The sequence below is a fragment of the Paraburkholderia sp. RL17-368-BIF-A genome, assembly GCF_046054045.1.
Taxonomy (GTDB): domain Bacteria; phylum Pseudomonadota; class Gammaproteobacteria; order Burkholderiales; family Burkholderiaceae; genus Paraburkholderia; species Paraburkholderia graminis.
Map to the genome: position 1 here is coordinate 178,565 of NZ_JARESN010000012.1, position 18,288 is coordinate 196,852.

Genomic DNA, 18,288 nt, shown 5'->3' on the forward strand with positions numbered 1-18,288 from the left:
CCCTCGCGTTTGCAATACAGGCCGTGGCTCAGGACTGGTTCACGGAGCGCACGGACTGCACGGGCAGCTTGTCGTCGATACGCGCGATCTCACAGCCTTGCACCGGTCTGCCAAGCAGGAAGCCTTGGGCATGCGTGCAGCCGGAGCGCCGCACGAAATCGAGCTGCTCCTGCGTTTCGATGCCTTCGGCCGTGGTCGGCATGCCAATCTCGCGCGCCAATGCGACGATCCCTCGCACCACTGCCGCGGATTCGCGCCGATGCACGGACTCCTTCACGAACGAACTGTCGATCTTAAGCTTGTCGAACGTGAAGCGCACGAGTGTCGACATGGTCGAGAAGCCAGTGCCGAAATCGTCGAGCGCAAGACCGATGCCCAATGCACGCAGCCGCGAGATGTTGCGCCGGGTCACCACGTCGTCGTTCAGCAGCACGGTCTCCGTCACTTCGATGTTCAGGCGCTCGGGCGGAAGCCGCGTCTTGCGAAGCACGCCCGCCACGATCGACGCAAATGCCTCCTCACGCAATTGCACCGGCGACACGTTGACCGCGACCGGCACCTTGTCGCACCACATGACCGCTTCCTTGCACGACTGCAGCAAAGCCCACTCGCCGAGCGCGAGTATCAGCCCGGTACGTTCCGCTGTCGGAATGAAAGCGGACGGCGAGAGCTCGCCGCGCGTCGGATGCGTCCAGCGAATCAGCGCTTCGCGGCCCGTCACCTCGCCGCTTGCGAGGTCCAGGATCGGCTGATACTCCATGCGCAGTCCGATGAACGTGCGCAACGCGCCTTCCAGGTCGCTGCGCAACAGGCTCAGGCTTTCGTCGGAGACATGTTCGTGTGCATCGAAAATCAGATAAGCGCTCTTGCCGCTGCGCTTGACCGCGTATAGCGCGCGGTCGGCGCAAATCAGCAATTGCGGACCCGTGCACGCGTGCTCGGGGTACAGCGCCACGCCCACGCTCGCGCCGATGTGCACGAGCGCTTCCGTCAGTACGAAGGGGCGCGCCAGCGTCTTGACGATGCTGTCCGCGATGAGCCGCACCTCGCGGGACGGCTCTGGCGCTTCCGAGATCACCACGAACTCGTCGCCGGCGAGGCGTCCGACGATGTCGGTGGCCGGCATCACTTCACGCAGGCGAACCGCGGCTTCCTGAAGAATCTGGTCGCCCGCGGCGTGGCCGAGACTGTCGTTGATCGCCTTGAAGCCGTCGAGGTCGATCAATAGAACAGCGAACAATCCGTCGCGCTGCGCCGCGCTGACCGCCGTGCGCTCGAACAGCAGTTCGTTGATGCGCGCACGATTCGGCAAGCCGGTGAGGCTGTCGTGATGCGCGAGCCGCTGACTGCTTTCGCGCGCGAGCAGCAGCGCAACCGTATCGCGATTACTGCGCAGCGCAACCGTGAGAAAACCGGCGGCGCAAAACGGCGCCTGAAACAGAAGCACGAGTTTTCCGGAGCCCGGCGACAGCGCCGCGCCGACGCCCAGCAAACCGATGATGAAGACGATCTGCAGCATCACGAGCCGCGGCGTGGCCGCATTGCGTCCCGCGAGTCCGCCGACAACGCCGACCGCGCAAACATTGCCAAGCAGGAAAAGCGTTGCGTCTCCGCTGATGTTGCACAGCAAAGCGCCCAGGCCGAACAACGCGCTCCACAGAACGCTTGCAAACAGGAAGGCGGCGGTAGGTGTGGGCAGACCCAGTGCGCTGCGGCGGCGGCACGACCAGATGAGCGCGAGCCGCACGATCAGCAGCGCGACAACGGCGCCCGTCCACGTCGCATACAGCAAGCTCGGGTGCAGATAGTAAGCGGTCGCGCAGACGCTGATTTCGCAGATGGATGCGAAGACGATGGACGCGGTGCGTGTGAAAAGATTGGCGAGAAGTATCTGGCGGTTCTCCGCGCTCAGATTCTGAGCCGAAGACACGAGCCACCGGAAAAATGGAGACCTTGGTTCGCTAAAAGCCATGACCCGCGCATTTTTAGTGGTTAGTGGTTCGAAACCGGCAGCGTGCGTACCGATTATCACGTAAACGTTCGGCAAAAGGTTAATTCCGCCAAATAGTGGCGCGAATCCGCTTTCCCACTTGCTGGGTATATGCCCGACAGAAAACGGCTTGGTAGGCCCTTTACGGAGACCCGTATCGACGAGATTCTCTATTTCGGCCTTTCGTAAGGTTAACCCCGATTTAAACGCAAACCAACAAAAGGGAAATTCTGTCTGCTGCGTGTAATAAAAGTGCAACCCAATCGATGCCATCGTCAAGCTGCGGTTTGACGGTCGCATCGCGCGCGCCTGAAAGGAGAACAATTTGGTCCTGGAACTGGAGCAAGTCAGTGTCGTTTCTGGCGGGCAACCGTATCTGTACGGCGTGGATTTGCGTCTTGTGCCAGGCGCTATCAATGTGCTGCTGGGTCCGACCCAGGCGGGAAAGACCACGCTGATGCGCGTGATGGCGGGACTGGACAGGCCGAACGCGGGCCGCGTGCTGGTCGACGGCCAGGACGTGACAGGCGTCAGCGTGCGCCAGCGCAATCTGGCGATGGTCTATCAGCAGTTCATCAATTATCCGGCGATGACCGTGTTCCAGAACATCGCGTCGCCGCTCCAGTTGCAGAAGACCGATTCGGCGGAAATTCGCCGGCGCGTGCTCGAGGTCGCGGGGAAACTGCATATCGAGCATCTGCTCGAGCGGCGGCCGAGCGAACTGTCGGGTGGTCAACAGCAGCGCTGCGCACTCGCGCGTGCGCTCGTGAAGCGCACGTCGCTCGTGCTGCTCGACGAACCTCTCGTGAATCTCGACTACAAGCTGCGCGAGGAATTGCGCATGGAGTTGACCACGCTTTTCGCGGACGGCAAGACGACCGTGGTCTATGCCACCACCGAGCCGCTCGAAGCGCTGCTGCTCGGCGGCTATACCGCGATCATCGATAAAGGCCGCGTGCTGCAATTCGGTCCGACGCTCGACGTCTACAACGCGCCCATCAACGTCGATGCAGCAGCCGTCTTCAACGATCCGCCGATGAACATGCTGACGAGCGAACTTAACGGCAACGGCCGCGCGCATCTGCCGATCGGCGTCGACGTTCCGCTCCGGCAAGGCACCGCTGCGAACGGCGCATGCCGCATCGGCATACGGCCAGGGCACTTGCGCCTTCACGCGAAAGCGCCGCATGCAGTCGCCGTTCCCTGCCGGCTCGAACTGGCCGAGTTGAGCGGCTCGGAAACCTATCTGCATTTGCGCACGCTCACGGGCGGCATCGACCTCGTCGCGCAGTTGCAGGGCGTGCATCAGATCGAGCTCGGCACCGAACTCAACGTTTTCATCGACCCTGACGAACTGTTCGTGTTCGGCGCGGATACGAAACTGGTATCGAGCCCGGAGGCCGCTCATGGCGCGCATTGAGTTCCAGAATCTCGCGCACGCATATCGTCCGAAGCCCGCGACACTCGACGACTATGCGCTGCAGCCCATGAGCATGGTGTGGGAAGACGGCGGCGCTTATGCGCTGCTCGGGCCGTCCGGCTGCGGCAAGACCACGCTGCTCAATATCGTGTCGGGCCTCGTCAAGCCGTCCGAGGGCAAGGTACTGTTCGACGGACGCGACGTGACCGCGCTCGGCGCGCGCGAGCGCAACATCGCGCAGGTGTTCCAGTTCCCGGTGATCTACGACACGATGACCGTGTTCGACAACCTCGCGTTTCCGCTGTGCAATCGCAGGATGCCGGCCGCCGAAGTAAAAAAGCGCGTGCACGAAGTCGCGGAAATTCTCGACATGACGCGCGATCTCCCGCACAAGGCCAGCAATCTCGCGGCCGACGCAAAGCAGAAAATATCGCTTGGACGCGGCCTCGTTCGCCAGGACGTCGCGGCGATTCTGTTCGACGAACCGCTGACCGTGATCGATCCGGCGATGAAATGGATGCTGCGCCGGCAGTTGAAAAAGATCCATCAGCAACTGAAGCTCACGCTGATCTACGTCACGCACGATCAGGTCGAGGCGCTCACTTTCGCCGATGAAGTCGTCGTCATGACGAACGGCCGCGTCGTACAGAAAGGCGGCGCCGATGCGCTGTTTCTGCGGCCGGATCATGCGTTTGTCGGCTACTTCATCGGCAGTCCGGGTATGAATCTTTGTCCGATCGAACTCGACGCCGACGGCGCGCGGATCGGCTCACAGCGTCTCACGCTCGGCGCCGCCACGCTCGCGGCGCTGGGCGACGCGCATCAGCAGGCAAAGAGCCCGCTTACATTGGGCATTCGCCCCGAGTTCGTGCGGCTCGCCCACGAAGGCGAAGCCGGCGCCGTCAGAGTCGAGGTGCTGCGCGCGCAGCAACTCGGCAATTACCAGCTCGTGACCGCGCAATGCGACGGCCATCTCTTCAACGCGAAACTCGAGCCGCATGTGCGCGTGGTGAACGGGCCCGCCTGGCTGCGCGTGGCCGCGCCAGAAACGGTGTTCTTCTGCAATGACGAAAGAATCGATGCACGTAACGCAGAAGGAGCCGCGCAATGAACAAGCCCGTCAATCAGAAAGCGTGGCTGCTCGTAATACCCGTGTTCATCTGCGTGGCCTTTTCCGCGATCTTGCCGCTGATGACGGTCGTCAACTATTCGGTGCAGGACATCATTAGTCCGACGCAGCATGTGTTCGTCGGCACCGAATGGTTTCGCAACATCATGACCGACCCCGATTTGCGCGACGCGCTCGGCAGACAGATCATCTTTTCCGCTTGCGTGTTGCTGTTCGAGATTCCGTTGGGCGTGGGCCTCGCGCTTTCGATGCCCGCTTCCGGATGGCGCGCATCGGCGGCGCTCGTCGTGCTCGCCATGCCGTTGCTGATTCCATGGAACGTGGTCGGCACAATCTGGCAAATCTTTGGACGCCCGGATATTGGCCTGCTCGGTTACTGGCTCAATAGCCTCGGCTTCGATTACAACTACACGGCAAGCCCCACGGCCGCATGGATCACCGTGCTGGTGATGGACATCTGGCACTGGACGCCGCTCGTCGCGCTGCTCTGCTACGCGGGCTTGCGCGCCATTCCCGATGCGTTCTATCAGGCCGCCGAAATTGACGGCGCGAGCCGCTTCGCGGTTTTCCGCTACATCGAATTGCCGAAAATGCGCGGTGTGCTGATGATCGCCGTGCTGCTGCGGTTCATGGACAGCTTCATGATCTACACCGAACCGTTCGTGCTGACGGGCGGCGGCCCCGGCGATTCGACAACTTTTCTCAGCCAGTACCTGACGCAAAAAGCGGTCGGCCAGTTCGACCTCGGCCCAGCCGCGGCTTTCTCGCTGATCTATTTCCTCATCATTCTGCTGCTGTGCTTCATTCTCTATAACTGGATGAGCCGCGTAGGCAAAGGCGGCCCCGCTGCGGAAGGAGACGAACATGCAGGATAAGCGCCGCTGGATGCGCACGTTGGTGCTCGTCGTCTATATGCTGTTCGCGCTCATTCCGCTTTACTGGATGTTGTCGATCTCGCTGCGCACGAACGAAGAAACCATGTCGACGTTCGCCACGCTGCCGCAGCACATCACGTTCGACAACTACAAGATCATCTTCACCGATCCCTCCTGGTACTGGGGCTACATCAATTCGATCATCTACGTGCTGATGAACACGGTGATGTCCGTGCTCGTCGCGCTGCCCGCCGCTTACGCGTTCTCGCGTTATCGCTTTCTCGGCGACAAGCACATGTTCTTCTGGCTGCTCACCAACCGGATGACGCCGCCCGCCGTGTTTTTACTACCGTTTTTCCAGCTCTATTCGAGCGTCGGTCTAACCGACACGTATATCGCCGTCGCGCTCGCGCACATGCTGTTCAACGTGCCGCTCGCCGTGTGGATTCTCGAAGGCTTCATGTCGGGCGTGTCGCGGGAAATCGACGAGACCGCGTACATCGACGGCTATACGTTCCCTGCTTTCTTCGTGAAGATCTTTCTGCCGCTGATCAAATCGGGCGTCGGCGTTACGGCGTTTTTCTGCTTCATGTTCAGTTGGGTCGAACTGCTGCTCGCGCGCACGCTGACGTCCGTCAACGCGAAACCGATTGCGGCCGTGATGACGCGCACCGTATCGGCGGCCGGCATGGATTGGGGCGTGCTGTCGGCGGCGGGCGTGCTGACCATCGTGCCTGGCGCGCTGGTGATCTACTTCGTGCGCAACTACATCGCGAAGGGCTTTGCGATGGGGAGAGTCTGATGTTCACGTGGATGTACTGGACGCCCGAGGTGGCGATCTTCTTCGTCTGCATCGTCGTGATGCTGGCCGGCATGACCGTGTGGGAACTGCGCTCGCCGACGCATGAACGCAAGGGCTTTCTGCCTATCGCGACCACGCGCGGCGATCGCCTTTTTATCGGCCTGCTCGCGGCCGCGTATGTGAATCTCGCGTGGATCGGCATTAGCGCCGAAGGCTCGACTTCGTGGCCGGGCTCGCTGGCTTCGCTACTGGTTCTGCTCGCGATCATGTGGAAAGGTTGAATAGAAACGAAACGCACGCAATGAGCACTCGCAACTGCCGGTTCCGCTGATGCCCCAAGCGGGCGCCGGAAAGATCGAAGGGGCACGAAGGACACAGGAGAAGACCATGCAACAGAGGAGACGGATCGTCGCGCTCGCAGTGGCAAGCATCGTGTCGGGTGCCTTTGGGAACCAGGCTATGGCGGGCATACCTGAAGCGCAGAAGTGGGTCGATAGCGAGTTTCAACCTAGCACGCTCTCGAAACAGCAGCAGATGGACGAAATGAAATGGTTCGTCGACACCGCGAACAAACTGAAGTCGCAAGGCGTCAAGGAAATTCACGTCGTGTCGGAAACGATCGACACGCATATCTACGAATCGAAAACGCTCGCGAAAGCCTTCACTGAAATCACCGGCATTCAGGTGAAGCACGACATCATTCAGGAAGGCGATGTCGTCGAAAAATTGCAGACGTCGATGCAATCCGGGCAAAGCATTTACGACGGCTGGATCTCGGACTCCGATCTGATCGGCACGCACTATCGCTATGGCGTCATCATCCCGCTGTCCGATTACATGGAGGGTGAAGGCAAGCAATACACGAATCCTGGGCTCGATATCAAAGACTTTATCGGCACGAGCTTTACGACCGCGCCGGACAAGAAGCTCTATCAACTGCCCGATCAGCAGTTCGCCAATCTTTACTGGTTCCGCGCGGACTGGTTCGCCCGCAAGGACCTGCAGGACAAGTTCAAGGCGAAGTACGGCTACGAGCTGGGCGTGCCGGTGAACTGGTCCGCGTATGAAGACATCGCCGAGTTCTTTACGAATGACGTGAAGAACATCGACGGCGAAAAAGTCTACGGCCATATGGACTACGGCAAGAAAGACCCGTCGCTCGGATGGCGCTTTACCGACGCATGGCTTTCCATGGCGGGCGAGGCCGACAAGGGCATTCCGAACGGCATGCCCGTCGACGAATGGGGCATTCGCGTGACGCCGGACGGTTGCCATCCGGTTGGCGCATCGGTGTCGCGCGGCGGCGGCACCAACAGCCCGGCGGCCGTCTATGCGACGACCAAATACATCGACTGGCTCAAGAAATACGCGCCGCCCGAAGCGTCCGGCATGACCTTCAGCGAGGCCGGCCCTGTGCCCGCGCAAGGGAAGATCGCGCAGCAGGTGTTCTGGTACACCGCGTTCACCGCGTCGATGTTGAAACCCGGCAACGTGACGAACCCCGACGGCACGCCGAAGTGGCGCATGGCGCCGTCGCCGCACGGCGCGTACTGGAAGGACGGCATGCAGAACGGCTATCAGGACGTCGGCTCGTGGACCTTCTTCAAGTCGACGCCGGCCAATCAGCGCGCCGCCGCATGGCTGTATGCGCAGTTCGTGACGTCCAAGAGCGTATCGCTGAAGAAGTCGATTGTCGGTCTCACGTTCATTCGCGACTCCGATATTCATAGCGACTACTTCACGAAGAACGCGGACAAGTACGGCGGTCTGATCGAGTTCTATCGCAGCCCGGCACGCGTCGCGTGGACGCCGACCGGCAACAATGTGCCGGACTATCCGAAGATGGCGCAGCTCTGGTGGAAGAACGTGGGCACCGCCGTCGCTGGAGAAAAGACGCCACAGGCCGCAATGGATAACCTCGCCAAGGAGATGGACCAGGTGTTGTCGCGCTTGCAGAGAGCCGGCATGAAGGCATGCGCGCCGGAGATGAATGCGGCGAGCGATCCGTCGAAGTGGTTGTCCGATCAGCACGCGCCGTGGAAGAAGCTCGCCAACGAAAAGCCGAAGGGCGAGACAGTCAAGTACGATCAGTTGCTGTCGGCGTGGAAGGCGGGCAAGGTGCGGTAAGCGGCTAACGTTGCGATCGGCAATCCGCAGTCAGTCTGCGAAAGGGCGGCACGATTGATTGTGCCGCCCTTTTTTTCGACGCCGATTGAAGACTCTGCGCTACTCGTTCGCCATCTCGACTAGCTTTGCAACCGTGTTCATGTTGCGCGCGGTTCCCGTTTTGGCTGCGGGAATTTTGAGCTTCGTGTCGGCCATTCCGTTGTTGTAGTGCACGTAAATCTCGCGCGTGCCGAGCGCCATTTCTTCGTCGCGCTGGCCGCTTGCGTGAGCGAGTGCATCGGCGGGCGGCGGTGCGTCGAGAAAGATCGCGACCGTACGATTCGCTGCCGCCGACTTGAACGGATTCGCTGCGAGTACCTGCGCAAGTTCCGCGCTCGTGCGCACCGCGACGCCGACCGGCTTGCCCGCATACGCTTCGAGACAACGCTCGAGCCGGCTCTTCACCGACGCTTCGGCAAGCTTGCTGTCGAACACGACATTGCCGCTCGCAATATACGTGCGGACATTCGTGAAGCCAACGGACTCGCACATACTTCGCAATTCAGCCATTGGCAGTTTTCCGGTGCCGCCGACATTCACGGCGCGCAGCAGAGCGATATATCGGGTCATCAGTTCGTTTCTGTTCTATTGAGCGTTGCAGCGAATGCTTTTACATGAGCGAAGCGGCTCGCGCGATCATCAGCAAACCCATGCCGACGATTGTGAACCCAATGCCTCGCACGACAAGCGGACCACGCGGCGCGAGACGCTCGAGCGTGATCGCCACAGTAAGCGCGGCCATCGCAAGAAGATCCATCACGCCGATCGCGACGAGCACCGCGGTGAAGCTCGCGCAGCAATAGCAGCAATGGAGCCCGAGGCGCAAGCCGTATCGTAACGCGGCGTCCGAGCGCAGCGGCAATACAGCGTGACCGCATTCCTGTGGCTGTTGGCAGCAGTCGAGATAATGCGCCTTCCATGCGGAGGATTGCAACGCGCCTGCGAGCAGCACCATCACGCCGGCTATAACGGGCACAGCATGCGAGAGCGCCGGCACTCGCATTTGAAGCGTGGCGAAGGCCGCGCCGAGCGCGAACACCACCGCGCCCAATGCAGCCCATACGGCGAAATAGCCGATGCCTGCGAGCCAGATCAGCCATGTGAGCGCGGGTGCCCGCGCGCGCCCGTGCCGCGCGCTGTCGAGCGCTTCGCGATAACGCCACAACACAGGCGCAACGGAAGGCAGCATCATCGCGGTCATCATCGCGATCCACATGCCGACGAACGACGCCGCGACGCGCAGCCACGTCTTTCCGCACATGGGCATCCACATCATCGACATGCTCCAGCCGCCGGGCATCGGCAACTCGCCCATTGCCGACATCGACAGGCAAGCCGCGATGGTCGCGCCCGCACTGATCGCGAACAGCAAGCCGCAGACGCTGTAGAAAACAGCGCGCGCAGAGCATCGCGCGCCGCTTTCGCCGACGCTAACGAGGTCCATCACGCGCCTCAGCGCTTCTCGTATTCGTCGTGACGGCGCCACCAGATGCCCGTCTCGTTGCGCCCTTTCGGCGCGCGGTCGAGCCATTGGTACATGCCCCACAGTCCGTCGAGTCCGCGCGCATAAGTCGAGTACGTGTGGTACACGTGGCCGTCTTCGAGCACGAACGCGCTGAGTCCTGGCCGGTCGCGCGCATACGTCGACGGGTCGGTTCCGCAAGTCTCCGCAAACTGAGCGACGGGTTCGGGCGCCGGCACGGCGTCCATTGCGTGACGGCCGCGCTGATAGTTATATTCGACGGTGCCCTCGCGCTGCTGCTGCTCGGTGAACGAGATGTTGAAGTCGAAGTTGAAGTCGCTGCCCGCCGACGACGCCCACGGAAACGTCCATCCCATGCGCCGCTTGTATTCCTGGAGCTTTGCAAGCGGGGCGCGCGAAATCGCCATCAGCCTCACGTCGTGATTCGCGAGATGAACCTCGAAGCCGTCGAAGCCGTCCGCAATCGACGAGCACGACGGGCAGCCCGCCTTGTAGTCCGGCCCGAACATGAAGTGATAAACGAGAAGCTGCGAGCGTCCTGCAAACAGATCGGCAAGCGTTGCACTGCCTTGCTCGGTTTCAAATCGATACGTCTTGTCGACGCGAACCCAGGGCAATTCCTGGCGTTGCCGCGCGATCTCGTCGCTGCGCCGCGTCAATTCTTTTTCCGCGTTGAGCAGATCGAGACGTGCGGCCAGCCATTCTTCGCGTGTCCCGGTCTTATGTGTCGTGGTCATGGCTCTCTCCGTTCGGTTTCCTTTGTCGTTCGATCGCTTTCGATACGACGTACTGGTTAGCGGTCGTGCTAGATTAGTACCGGGATTCCTGACCGTGGGAGTGACAAGTGTGGCGCGATTTCAATGAAGACCGATCCGCTCATTCAAGCCGCGGCGCAGGCACTCGCGGCCGGTGATCCGCTCGGCGCATTGAAGCGCGTCGCCTTGCGCGACGACGCGCCGGCGCTCGCCCTTCGCGGCATCGCCCTGGCGCAACTCGGCGATCTGATTCGGGCGAAGGCGCTGGTGCGAAGTGCCGCGCGCGCGTTCGGCGCCCGGCAAGCCGTCGCGCGTGCGCGATGCGTGGTGGCGGAAGCGGAGATCGCCCTCGCCTCGCGCGATCTTGCATGGCCAGCCAAAGCGCTCCGCGACGCGCGCGCGATTCTCGAAGCCCACGGCGACCGCGCCAATGCCGCGCATGCAGCGTATCTGGAGGTGCGGCGGCTCGTGCTGATCGGTCATATCGACGACGCCGAGCGCCTGCTTGCCGCGCTCGATCCCACACCTTTGCCGCCTGCGTTGCGGGCCGCGCATGAGCTGGTCGTGGCAGGCGTCGCGCTGCGGCGCTTGCAAACTGCCGCGGCTCGCGTCGCATTCGCACGCGCGAAACAGGCCGCCTATGAAGCGCGTATTCCCGCGCTGATCGCCGAAGTGGAAAGCGCTTCGCACACGCTGAAGCTGCCGGCCGCGCGTTTGATCGCAAGCGGCGAAGAGCGGCTTTTACTGCTCGACGAAGTGGAAGCGTTGCTCGCGTCAGAGGCGCTCGTGGTCGACGCATGCCGTCACGTCGTGCAGAAGACCGGCGCGATCGTCTCGCTGACGCGGCGGCCCGTGCTGTTCGATCTCGCGTATCAGCTTGCCGAAGCGTGGCCCGCCGACGTCCCGCGCGACGCGCTGATCGCGCGCGCCTTCAGGACGAGCCACGCCGACGACTCGCATCGCGCGCGCCTGCGTGTCGAAATGGGCCGGCTGCGCACGATGCTTGGGGCGCTGGCCGAAGTGAGTGCAACGCGGCGCGGCTTTGCGTTGATGCCGCGTCACGGGCATCGCGTTGTGCTGCTCGCGCGTCCCGTCGAAGAAACTCACGCGGCCATGCTCGCACTGCTCGCCGATGGCGAGTCGTGGTCGAGTTCCGCGCTTGCGCTCGCACTCGGCGCAAGCCAGCGCACCGTTCAGCGCACACTCGATTCGCTCGCGGCCGCAGGCAAGGCGCAGTCTTTTGGCCGGGGACGCGCGCGCCGCTGGATGGCGCCGCCCGCATCCGGATTCGCGACAACGTTGTTACTCTCCGCGCCGCTCGCGCTCAATTAGGATGACAGCATGAATCGATCGAACGCCACCATCATCCGTGAATACGGTCCCTTTCCGGACGTCGAGCAAGTCGGCGGCGTCACATATGACGGCCAGCATGTCTGGATCGCGGCCGGCAAGACGCTGAACGCATTCGATCCCGCGAGCGGTGACACGCTGCGCAGCATAGAGATCGCCGCCGACGCGGGCACGGCCTTCGACGGCCAGCATCTGTACCAGATCGCCGAAGGCCGCATCCACAAGATCGACCCGGCGAGCGGCCGCATACTCTCGTCGATCCCCGCGCCTGGCGGCAACGGCGCTTCGGGACTTGCGTGGGCTGAAGGGTCGCTGTGGGTCGGCGAATATCGCGAGCGCAAGATTCATCAGGTCGATCCCGAGACCGGCGCGGTGCTCTCCACCATTCAATCGAATCGCTTCGTGACGGGCGTCACGTGGGTCGACGGCGAGCTTTGGCATGGCACATGGGAAGACGACGCGAGCGAACTGCGTCACATCGATCCGCGTACCGGCGAAGTTCTGGAAAGCCTCGAGATGCCGGCGGGCGTCGGCGTGTCCGGTCTCGAGTCGGACGGCGGCGAGCAATTCTTTTGCGGCGGCGGCAATAGCGCAACAGTGCGCGCCGTGCGCCGCCCCGAACGCGAGACTGGCGAAGTCAGATAGCAGCAGTCGCGGCGTGCGGCATGCTGCGCCGCACCGCATGTTCACGCATGCCGATGACCATGATCGCTGCTGCTCATCGACTGCGGCTCGTCGTATTCCTGCGAGATGTCCTTGTTCGTGTAGTCGCCCAGACGCGATGCAGCAATGAGGCTCAGCAGCCCGCAAACGAACACATAGATGGCAATGGCGTAGCCCGAGTGATAGTAAGCGAACAGCGCCGTCGCGATCAGCGGCGCGGGACCGCCCGCGATCACCGACGCCAATTGATACCCGAGCGACGCGCCGCTATAGCGCAGCCGCCCCGTGAACGACTCGGCGATCAATGCGGCTTGCGGTCCGTACATCATCGAGTGCGGTACGAGCGAAAGCACGATGGCCACGAAAATCCACGTCGGATCGCGCGTGTCGACCATGGCGAAATAAACAAAGCCGAACAGGCCCGCCGCGGCCGCGCCGATCATGTACATGCGGCGGCGCCCGATCAGATCCGACACATGGCCGAACAGCGGAATGGTGCCGAATTCGAGCACGGAAGCGACCAGCACCGCCGTCAACAGCAGATCGCGAGACGCGCCGAGTGTCGTTACGCCATACGTGAAAACAAATGCCGTGAAGATATAGAACGGCGCCTGTTCAGCCATGCGCGCAATCGCCGAAAGAAGAATGTCTTTCGGCTGACGGCGAATGACTTCGAGCATCGGCGTCTTTTCGATTTTGCGTTCCGCGAGGAGCTTCGCGAAGATCGGCGTCTCGAGAATGTTCAGTCGAATGTAGAGGCCAATTGCGACCAGAACAATGCTCAGGAAGAACGGCACGCGCCAGCCCCAGGTCAGGAACGCGTCGCCGGAAATAGCGCTCATGGCCAATACCGCGAGGTTCGCGATGAATAGCCCGGCGGGCACACCGAACTGCGGCCACGACGCGACGAAGCCGCGGTGCGCATTGGTGCGCGCCCATTCCATCGACATCAGCACCGACCCGCCCCACTCGCCGCCGACGCCCACGCCCTGAATGAAGCGCAGCACCGTGAGTATCACCGCGCCCCAGATTCCGATGGACGCATACGTCGGAACAAACGCGACCGCGAAAGTCGCCAGCCCCATCAGCAGCAGCGTGACGATAAGCGTGGCTTTGCGGCCGATACGATCGCCGTAATGCCCGAAAATAGCCGCGCCCACCGGCCTCGCGATAAAGCCGACCGCGTAGATGAGAAACGCCTGGAGTGTGCCGACGAGCGGGTCCGATTGCGGAAAGTACAGCTTCGCAAATACCAGACCCGTTACCGTGCTGTAGAGAAAGAAGTCATACCATTCGATCGTCGTGCCGATCGTGCTGGCGATAACGGCGCGGCGCAGTTGGCGCCGTGCGTCCTCGTCGGAGAGGGGCACCGCCCCTGGTTGCGTGGCAGTCATTTCGCACCCCCGATTGAATGCGCGACATTGCTGTATTGACATGTCGCGCGGGGGGAGGTTCCGGCTTCGCGTGCTTGCTTGCCTGCTTGCGTGTGCTGCGTCGCGGCGGCGAGTTCGCCGTCGAATGACTACCGGGTTCTCACGCCGCCGCCGATGCACGCAGCCGATTGACCAACTGGTTGTCCTTGCCCTCTACGCGCGGCGTCAAGCGCACATCGAACACGATTTCCTTGTACGCGTCAGTCTTGAGACCCAACGCCTCGCCGCCGGTCTTCTCGAGCACATGGGGAATAAGTTCTTCGCGAGTCGCATAGGCAAAGTCGTCCCACATCAGCGGATCGCCTTCGATATTGATCTGCGTGGTGAGCTTGCGGTGTTCATTGCTCGTGACGAAGAAGTGCACATGCGCCGGACGATTGCCGTGACGGCCGAGCGCATCCAACAGTTGCTGCGTTGCGCCATGCGGCGGGCAGCCATAACCGACCGGCATCAAGGTGCGGAACTCATAGGTCCCGTCCGTACCGGTCTTTACTGCACCGCGCAAATTGAAGTCGCTCTGCGTCCCGGTCGGATCGAAGTGCGAATAGAAGCCTTTCGAATTCGCGTGCCAGCACTCGACCACCGCACCCGCGACAGGTTCGCCATCGGGCCCAGTGACAGTGCCGCGAATGACTAGCGGGCCCGCTTCGTTGTCTGGATCGAGGTCGATTTTCGACACGCTGTCGCGCACAGGCGCACCGGCCACATACAGCGGACCTTCGATAGTACGGGGCGTGCCGCCGTCGAGTCTGGCTTGCCTGTCGGCAGCATCCATGCGGATGTCCAGGTACTTTTCGAGGCCAAGGCCGGCAGCAAGCAAGGCCGCTTCGCCATCTCGTCCCAGCTTGTTGAAGTAGTTCACGCCAGTCCAGATTTCATCCGGCGTCATGTCGAGATCGTCAATAGCCTTGAACAGGTCGCTTAGCAGGCGATGCGTGATCTGTCTCGCGCGCTTATCGCCGCTATCGCTATTGAGATTCGCGGCTGCCGTCAGCAGGTCTTGCACTTCCTGTGTTGCAAATACTTTGACACTCATGATTCTGTCTCCATGTTGTATTGGGGAAAGCGGCGTGGGCGCGCGTCAGTACATCGCGCGCTTTGTCGGCCTCACGCGTCGCCGGTACGAACGGAAGAAGGATGACGGCACAACGGCGTGACGGAAATCTTCATATACGGATACAACGGCAAAGCCATCAGAATGTCGTGAAGCTCAGCGTTGCCTTCCACGTCGAACACGCTGTAGTTGGCGTACTCGCCTGCAATGCGCCAGATATGGCGCCACTTGCCACTACGCTGCAATTCCTGCGAATAGCTCTTCTCGCGTGCTTTCAGTTCATTTGCCTTGTCGGCCGGCATGTCGGGCGGAATGCTGACATCCATGCGTACGTGGTAGAGCATTGTCGTGTCTCACTCTTTCAGGGAATTACTGTGTGACCTTCTCGGAGCCGTCGCGGGTAAAGCGCTTTATCCTGTCTTTGTCCAGTTCGATGCCGAGGCCGGGACCATCCGGCACGGTCAATTCGAAATCGCTGTAATCGAGCGGCTTTACGAGAATTTCCTCGGTGATCAGCAACGGACCGAAGAGCTCGGTTCCCCATTGCAGATTCGGAATGCTCGCAAACAGATGCGCCGATGCAATCGTGCCGACCGCGCCTTCGAGCATCGTGCCGCCATAAAGCTCTATACCGGCGGCGTCCGCGATAGCAGCGACACGCTGTGCCGCGAAGAGTCCGCCGCTCTGTTCTATCTTGATCGCGAATACATCGGCGCCATCGTTCTTCGCAATGTCGAAAGCGCTCTGCGGGCCTTGGAGTACTTCGTCGGCCATCAATGCAACAGGGAAGCGACGCATTAGCCGCTTGAGCGCTGCCGCGGAATTCACCGGTTGCTCGACCAGTTCGCATCCCGCATCGGCGAGTGCAGGAATGGCCCACGCCGCCTGCGTTTCGCTCCACGCCATATTGACGTCGACGCGCACTGCGCCGCGATCCCCCACTGCTTTCTTGATGCGCGCTACGTGTTCGATATCCACCTTGGGATCTCTTGCGCCGATCTTTAACTTGAACGTCTTATGCCGGCGTAATTCGAGCATCTTCTCCGCTTCGACGATGTCCCTTTCGGTGCTTCCCGAAGCGAGCGTCCATGCAACCGGCAGACGATCGCGGCAACGCCCGCCGAGCAATTCGCTGACCGGCACGCCAAGCCGCCGTCCATGCGCATCGAGCAACGCTGTTTCGACGGCGCTCTTCGCGAAGTGATTCACTTTGACGAGCTTACTCAAATGCGCCATTAAAGCCTGAACACGCGAGGCGTCTTTGCCGATCATCGCGGGGCCCAGGTATGCGTCGATTGCGAGCTTCATCGACTCCGGGCTTTCAGGTCCATACGCCATGCCGGCAATCGTCGTCCCTTCGCCAGTACCGACACTGCCATCGCTGCAATAGATCGTCACGAGCATCAGCGTCTGGCCGTGCATGGTGCCGACTGACAGCTTGTGCGGCCGGATCGTCGGCAAGTCGACGAGGCGCGTTTCGATACGTTCGATTGTCGGTTGAGTCATGGCCAATGAAGTGAACTGATAGCTGCGTCACAAGGTAAGGTCGCCCGCAACGCCGGTCAAATAAATCAATATCGCGCGCCGCATCCATATCGCTGATTTGCCTATTAATGCCGAGGGTTTTCACGGACAGCTCATGCACCGAATTCATATCGCGCATTTTTGGCTCGAATTTGACCGGTGTCATGGCGGCTTATATCGTTCGACGCATGCCGTTTCCGTGTCGATTGAAAGCGCCGCGCCGTCTTCGAGCAATTTGAAGCGGGTTAAAAACCTTCGTTATCCGAATGACTATGAACCCTGACGCCGTGAATCCCGATCTGAGCGCGCCGACGCTCGCCGCGAGGCCTGCGCCTCGCGGCGTGAGCAACGTGCAGCGCGCCGTCACGACTGCCGTGCTTGGGCAGATCCTCGAGTGGTACGACTTTTTCCTTTACGGCACCGCTGCGGCGCTCGTCTTCGGCAAGCTGTTCTTTCCTGTCGGCACCGATCCGTTGACCGGCACCATCGCTGCATTTGGCGGCTTTACCGTGGGCTTCATCGCACGGCCGATCGGCGGCGTACTGTGCGGCCATATCGGCGACCGCTACGGCCGCAAGGTCGTGATGATGCTCACGCTTCTCACGATGGGCTCGGCCACGATGCTCATGGGACTGTTGCCCACATATCACCAGATCGGTATCGCAGCGCCGGTGCTGCTCGTGCTGTTGCGCATCTTGCAGGGGCTCGCGGCGGGCGGCGAATGGAGCGGCAGCATTCTGCTCATCCACGAGAACGCGCCGCAATCGAGGCGCGGCGCGCTCGCCGCGTGGAGCCCATGCGGCGCCGCGCTTGGTTTTGTGCTGTCGACCGCTGCGTTCCTGCTCGTCCAGAACCTTCCGTCCGGCGACTTCCAGAGCTGGGGCTGGCGCATACCGTTCGTCGCGAGCGCGGCACTCGTCGCACTCGGCTTGTGGATGCGCCGGTCGGTCGGCGAAAGCGCCGCCTTCGCGGAAGTCAAGGCGACGCGCCACGCAAGCCGGATGCCGGTGATCGAAGTCCTCAAGCAATGTCCGCGTGAAGTGCTCACCGTGTTCGGCCTGCGTTTCGGCGAAGGCGGCGCGTCGTACATCTTCTTCGCGTTCTCTATTGCATACGGACAGTTCCTCGGCATCAAGTCGAGCTGGATCCTGGGCGGCCTCACCATCTCCATGCTGCTGATGATCCCGGTTTCCCTGCTGTCCGGCCACATCACCGACAAGGTCGGGCGCAAGCCGGTCTACCTCGTGGGCGCCATCGCGATGGTGCTGGTCGCATGGCCTTACTTCTCGCTGTTGGGCTCGGGCGAATACTGGAAGGTCATCGCCGCGCTGCTGCTGGCGAACAGCCTCACGCTGGGCATTCTGGAAGGCGCACAGCCTGCCTTCATCAGCGAAATGCTGCCGGTGCACCTGCGCTTCTCGGGACTCGGCATTGGCCGCGAGTTGTCGTCGGTACTCGGCGGCGGTCTCTCGCCGATGATCGCGACCGCGATGCTGGCTCACTATCGCAGCGCCGTGCCGGTTGCGATCTATCTCGGCGGCCTGGGCCTCGTCACCGTGATTGCGACGCTGCTCGCGCGCGAGACCTATCCCAAAGCGATGCGCAGCGCCGCGCATCAGCGATCCGAATGACGCATCACTTCAT

General features: G+C 61.6%; 17 protein-coding genes. 9 read left to right on the forward strand and 8 right to left on the reverse strand.

Annotated elements, in window-relative coordinates; translation table 11 throughout:
• Positions 1–28: 28 nt before the first annotated feature.
• Positions 29–1,972, reverse strand: a complete 1,944-nt coding sequence (locus P0D87_RS21425; protein ID WP_053859847.1) for a putative bifunctional diguanylate cyclase/phosphodiesterase — start codon at positions 1,970–1,972, stop codon at positions 29–31.
• Between the two features lie 343 nt (positions 1,973–2,315).
• Here P0D87_RS21425 and P0D87_RS21430 point away from each other — a divergent pair, with 343 nt between their 5' ends.
• The 6 genes from P0D87_RS21430 (at position 2,316) to P0D87_RS21455 (ending at position 8,343) form a co-directional block, all read left to right on the forward strand.
• Positions 2,316–3,410 (forward strand): ABC transporter ATP-binding protein, encoded by a 1,095-nt coding sequence (locus P0D87_RS21430; protein ID WP_053859846.1) that lies wholly within the window; start codon positions 2,316–2,318, stop codon positions 3,408–3,410.
• Positions 3,397–4,521 carry an ABC transporter ATP-binding protein gene (locus P0D87_RS21435; RefSeq protein WP_408637025.1) on the forward strand — a complete coding sequence of 375 codons (1,125 nt, stop codon included), beginning with the start codon at positions 3,397–3,399 and terminating at the stop codon, positions 4,519–4,521. The genes P0D87_RS21430 and P0D87_RS21435 overlap by 14 nt, the downstream gene beginning before the upstream one ends.
• Positions 4,518–5,414, forward strand: a complete 897-nt coding sequence (locus P0D87_RS21440) for a carbohydrate ABC transporter permease (protein ID WP_029967086.1) — start codon at positions 4,518–4,520, stop codon at positions 5,412–5,414. The genes P0D87_RS21435 and P0D87_RS21440 overlap by 4 nt, the downstream gene beginning before the upstream one ends.
• Positions 5,404–6,216, forward strand: a complete 813-nt coding sequence (locus P0D87_RS21445) for a carbohydrate ABC transporter permease (protein WP_006047284.1) — start codon at positions 5,404–5,406, stop codon at positions 6,214–6,216. Before P0D87_RS21440 ends, P0D87_RS21445 begins: the two co-directional genes overlap by 11 nt.
• The gene (locus P0D87_RS21450; RefSeq protein WP_006047285.1) at positions 6,216–6,497 is read left to right on the forward strand and encodes a DUF2160 domain-containing protein; all 282 of its coding nucleotides are present in this window, start codon (positions 6,216–6,218) and stop codon (positions 6,495–6,497) included. Before P0D87_RS21445 ends, P0D87_RS21450 begins: the two co-directional genes overlap by 1 nt.
• A 106-nt stretch (positions 6,498–6,603) precedes the next feature.
• The gene (locus tag P0D87_RS21455; RefSeq protein ID WP_006047286.1) at positions 6,604–8,343 is read left to right on the forward strand and encodes an ABC transporter substrate-binding protein; all 1,740 of its coding nucleotides are present in this window, start codon (positions 6,604–6,606) and stop codon (positions 8,341–8,343) included.
• A gap of 99 nt (positions 8,344–8,442) precedes the next feature.
• On the opposite strand, the gene P0D87_RS21460 is transcribed toward P0D87_RS21455, so the two are convergent.
• From P0D87_RS21460 to P0D87_RS21470, 3 genes are read right to left on the reverse strand one after another with little or no spacing between them, the layout of a single operon-like run.
• Entirely contained in the window at positions 8,443–8,952 is a 510-nt protein-coding gene (locus P0D87_RS21460) for a DUF1697 domain-containing protein (RefSeq protein ID WP_053859845.1), read from the reverse strand.
• Between the two features lie 40 nt (positions 8,953–8,992).
• A complete protein-coding gene (locus P0D87_RS21465) occupies positions 8,993–9,826 on the reverse strand; it encodes a DUF2182 domain-containing protein (protein WP_053859844.1) in 834 nt (277 codons plus the stop codon).
• 8 nt (positions 9,827–9,834) lie between these two features.
• A complete protein-coding gene (locus P0D87_RS21470) occupies positions 9,835–10,602 on the reverse strand; it encodes a DUF899 domain-containing protein (RefSeq protein ID WP_029967095.1) in 768 nt (255 codons plus the stop codon).
• Positions 10,603–10,725: 123 nt separating this feature from the next.
• Here P0D87_RS21470 and P0D87_RS21475 point away from each other — a divergent pair, with 123 nt between their 5' ends.
• Together P0D87_RS21475 and P0D87_RS21480 are read left to right on the forward strand one after the other, a co-directional pair.
• A complete protein-coding gene (locus P0D87_RS21475; protein ID WP_053859843.1) occupies positions 10,726–11,952 on the forward strand; it encodes a hypothetical protein in 1,227 nt (408 codons plus the stop codon).
• Positions 11,953–11,961: 9 nt separating this feature from the next.
• Positions 11,962–12,615 (forward strand): Vgb family protein, encoded by a 654-nt coding sequence (locus P0D87_RS21480; protein ID WP_053859842.1) that lies wholly within the window; start codon positions 11,962–11,964, stop codon positions 12,613–12,615.
• A 41-nt stretch (positions 12,616–12,656) separates the two neighbouring features.
• Here the strand turns inward: P0D87_RS21480 and P0D87_RS21485 are convergent, their stop codons facing one another.
• The 4 genes from P0D87_RS21485 to P0D87_RS21500 all read right to left on the reverse strand — a co-directional run bounded on the left by P0D87_RS21485 (position 12,657) and on the right by P0D87_RS21500 (position 16,626).
• Positions 12,657–14,027: an MFS transporter gene (locus tag P0D87_RS21485; RefSeq protein ID WP_053859841.1), complete on the reverse strand. Its 1,371-nt coding sequence runs from the start codon at positions 14,025–14,027 to the stop codon at positions 12,657–12,659.
• Positions 14,028–14,166: 139 nt separating this feature from the next.
• Complete coding sequence (gene catA / locus P0D87_RS21490) at positions 14,167–15,102, reverse strand: catechol 1,2-dioxygenase (protein ID WP_053859840.1); 936 nt, start codon at positions 15,100–15,102, stop codon at positions 14,167–14,169.
• Between the two features lie 71 nt (positions 15,103–15,173).
• Positions 15,174–15,464 (reverse strand): muconolactone Delta-isomerase, encoded by a 291-nt coding sequence (catC, locus tag P0D87_RS21495; RefSeq protein ID WP_006047295.1) that lies wholly within the window; start codon positions 15,462–15,464, stop codon positions 15,174–15,176.
• A gap of 25 nt (positions 15,465–15,489) precedes the next feature.
• On the reverse strand, positions 15,490–16,626 hold the full coding sequence (locus P0D87_RS21500; protein ID WP_053859839.1) for a muconate/chloromuconate family cycloisomerase: 1,137 nt from the start codon (positions 16,624–16,626) through the stop codon (positions 15,490–15,492).
• A gap of 290 nt (positions 16,627–16,916) precedes the next feature.
• Here P0D87_RS21500 and P0D87_RS21505 point away from each other — a divergent pair, with 290 nt between their 5' ends.
• A complete protein-coding gene (locus tag P0D87_RS21505; protein WP_053859838.1) occupies positions 16,917–18,275 on the forward strand; it encodes an MFS transporter in 1,359 nt (452 codons plus the stop codon).
• The last annotated feature ends 13 nt before the right edge of the window (positions 18,276–18,288 follow it).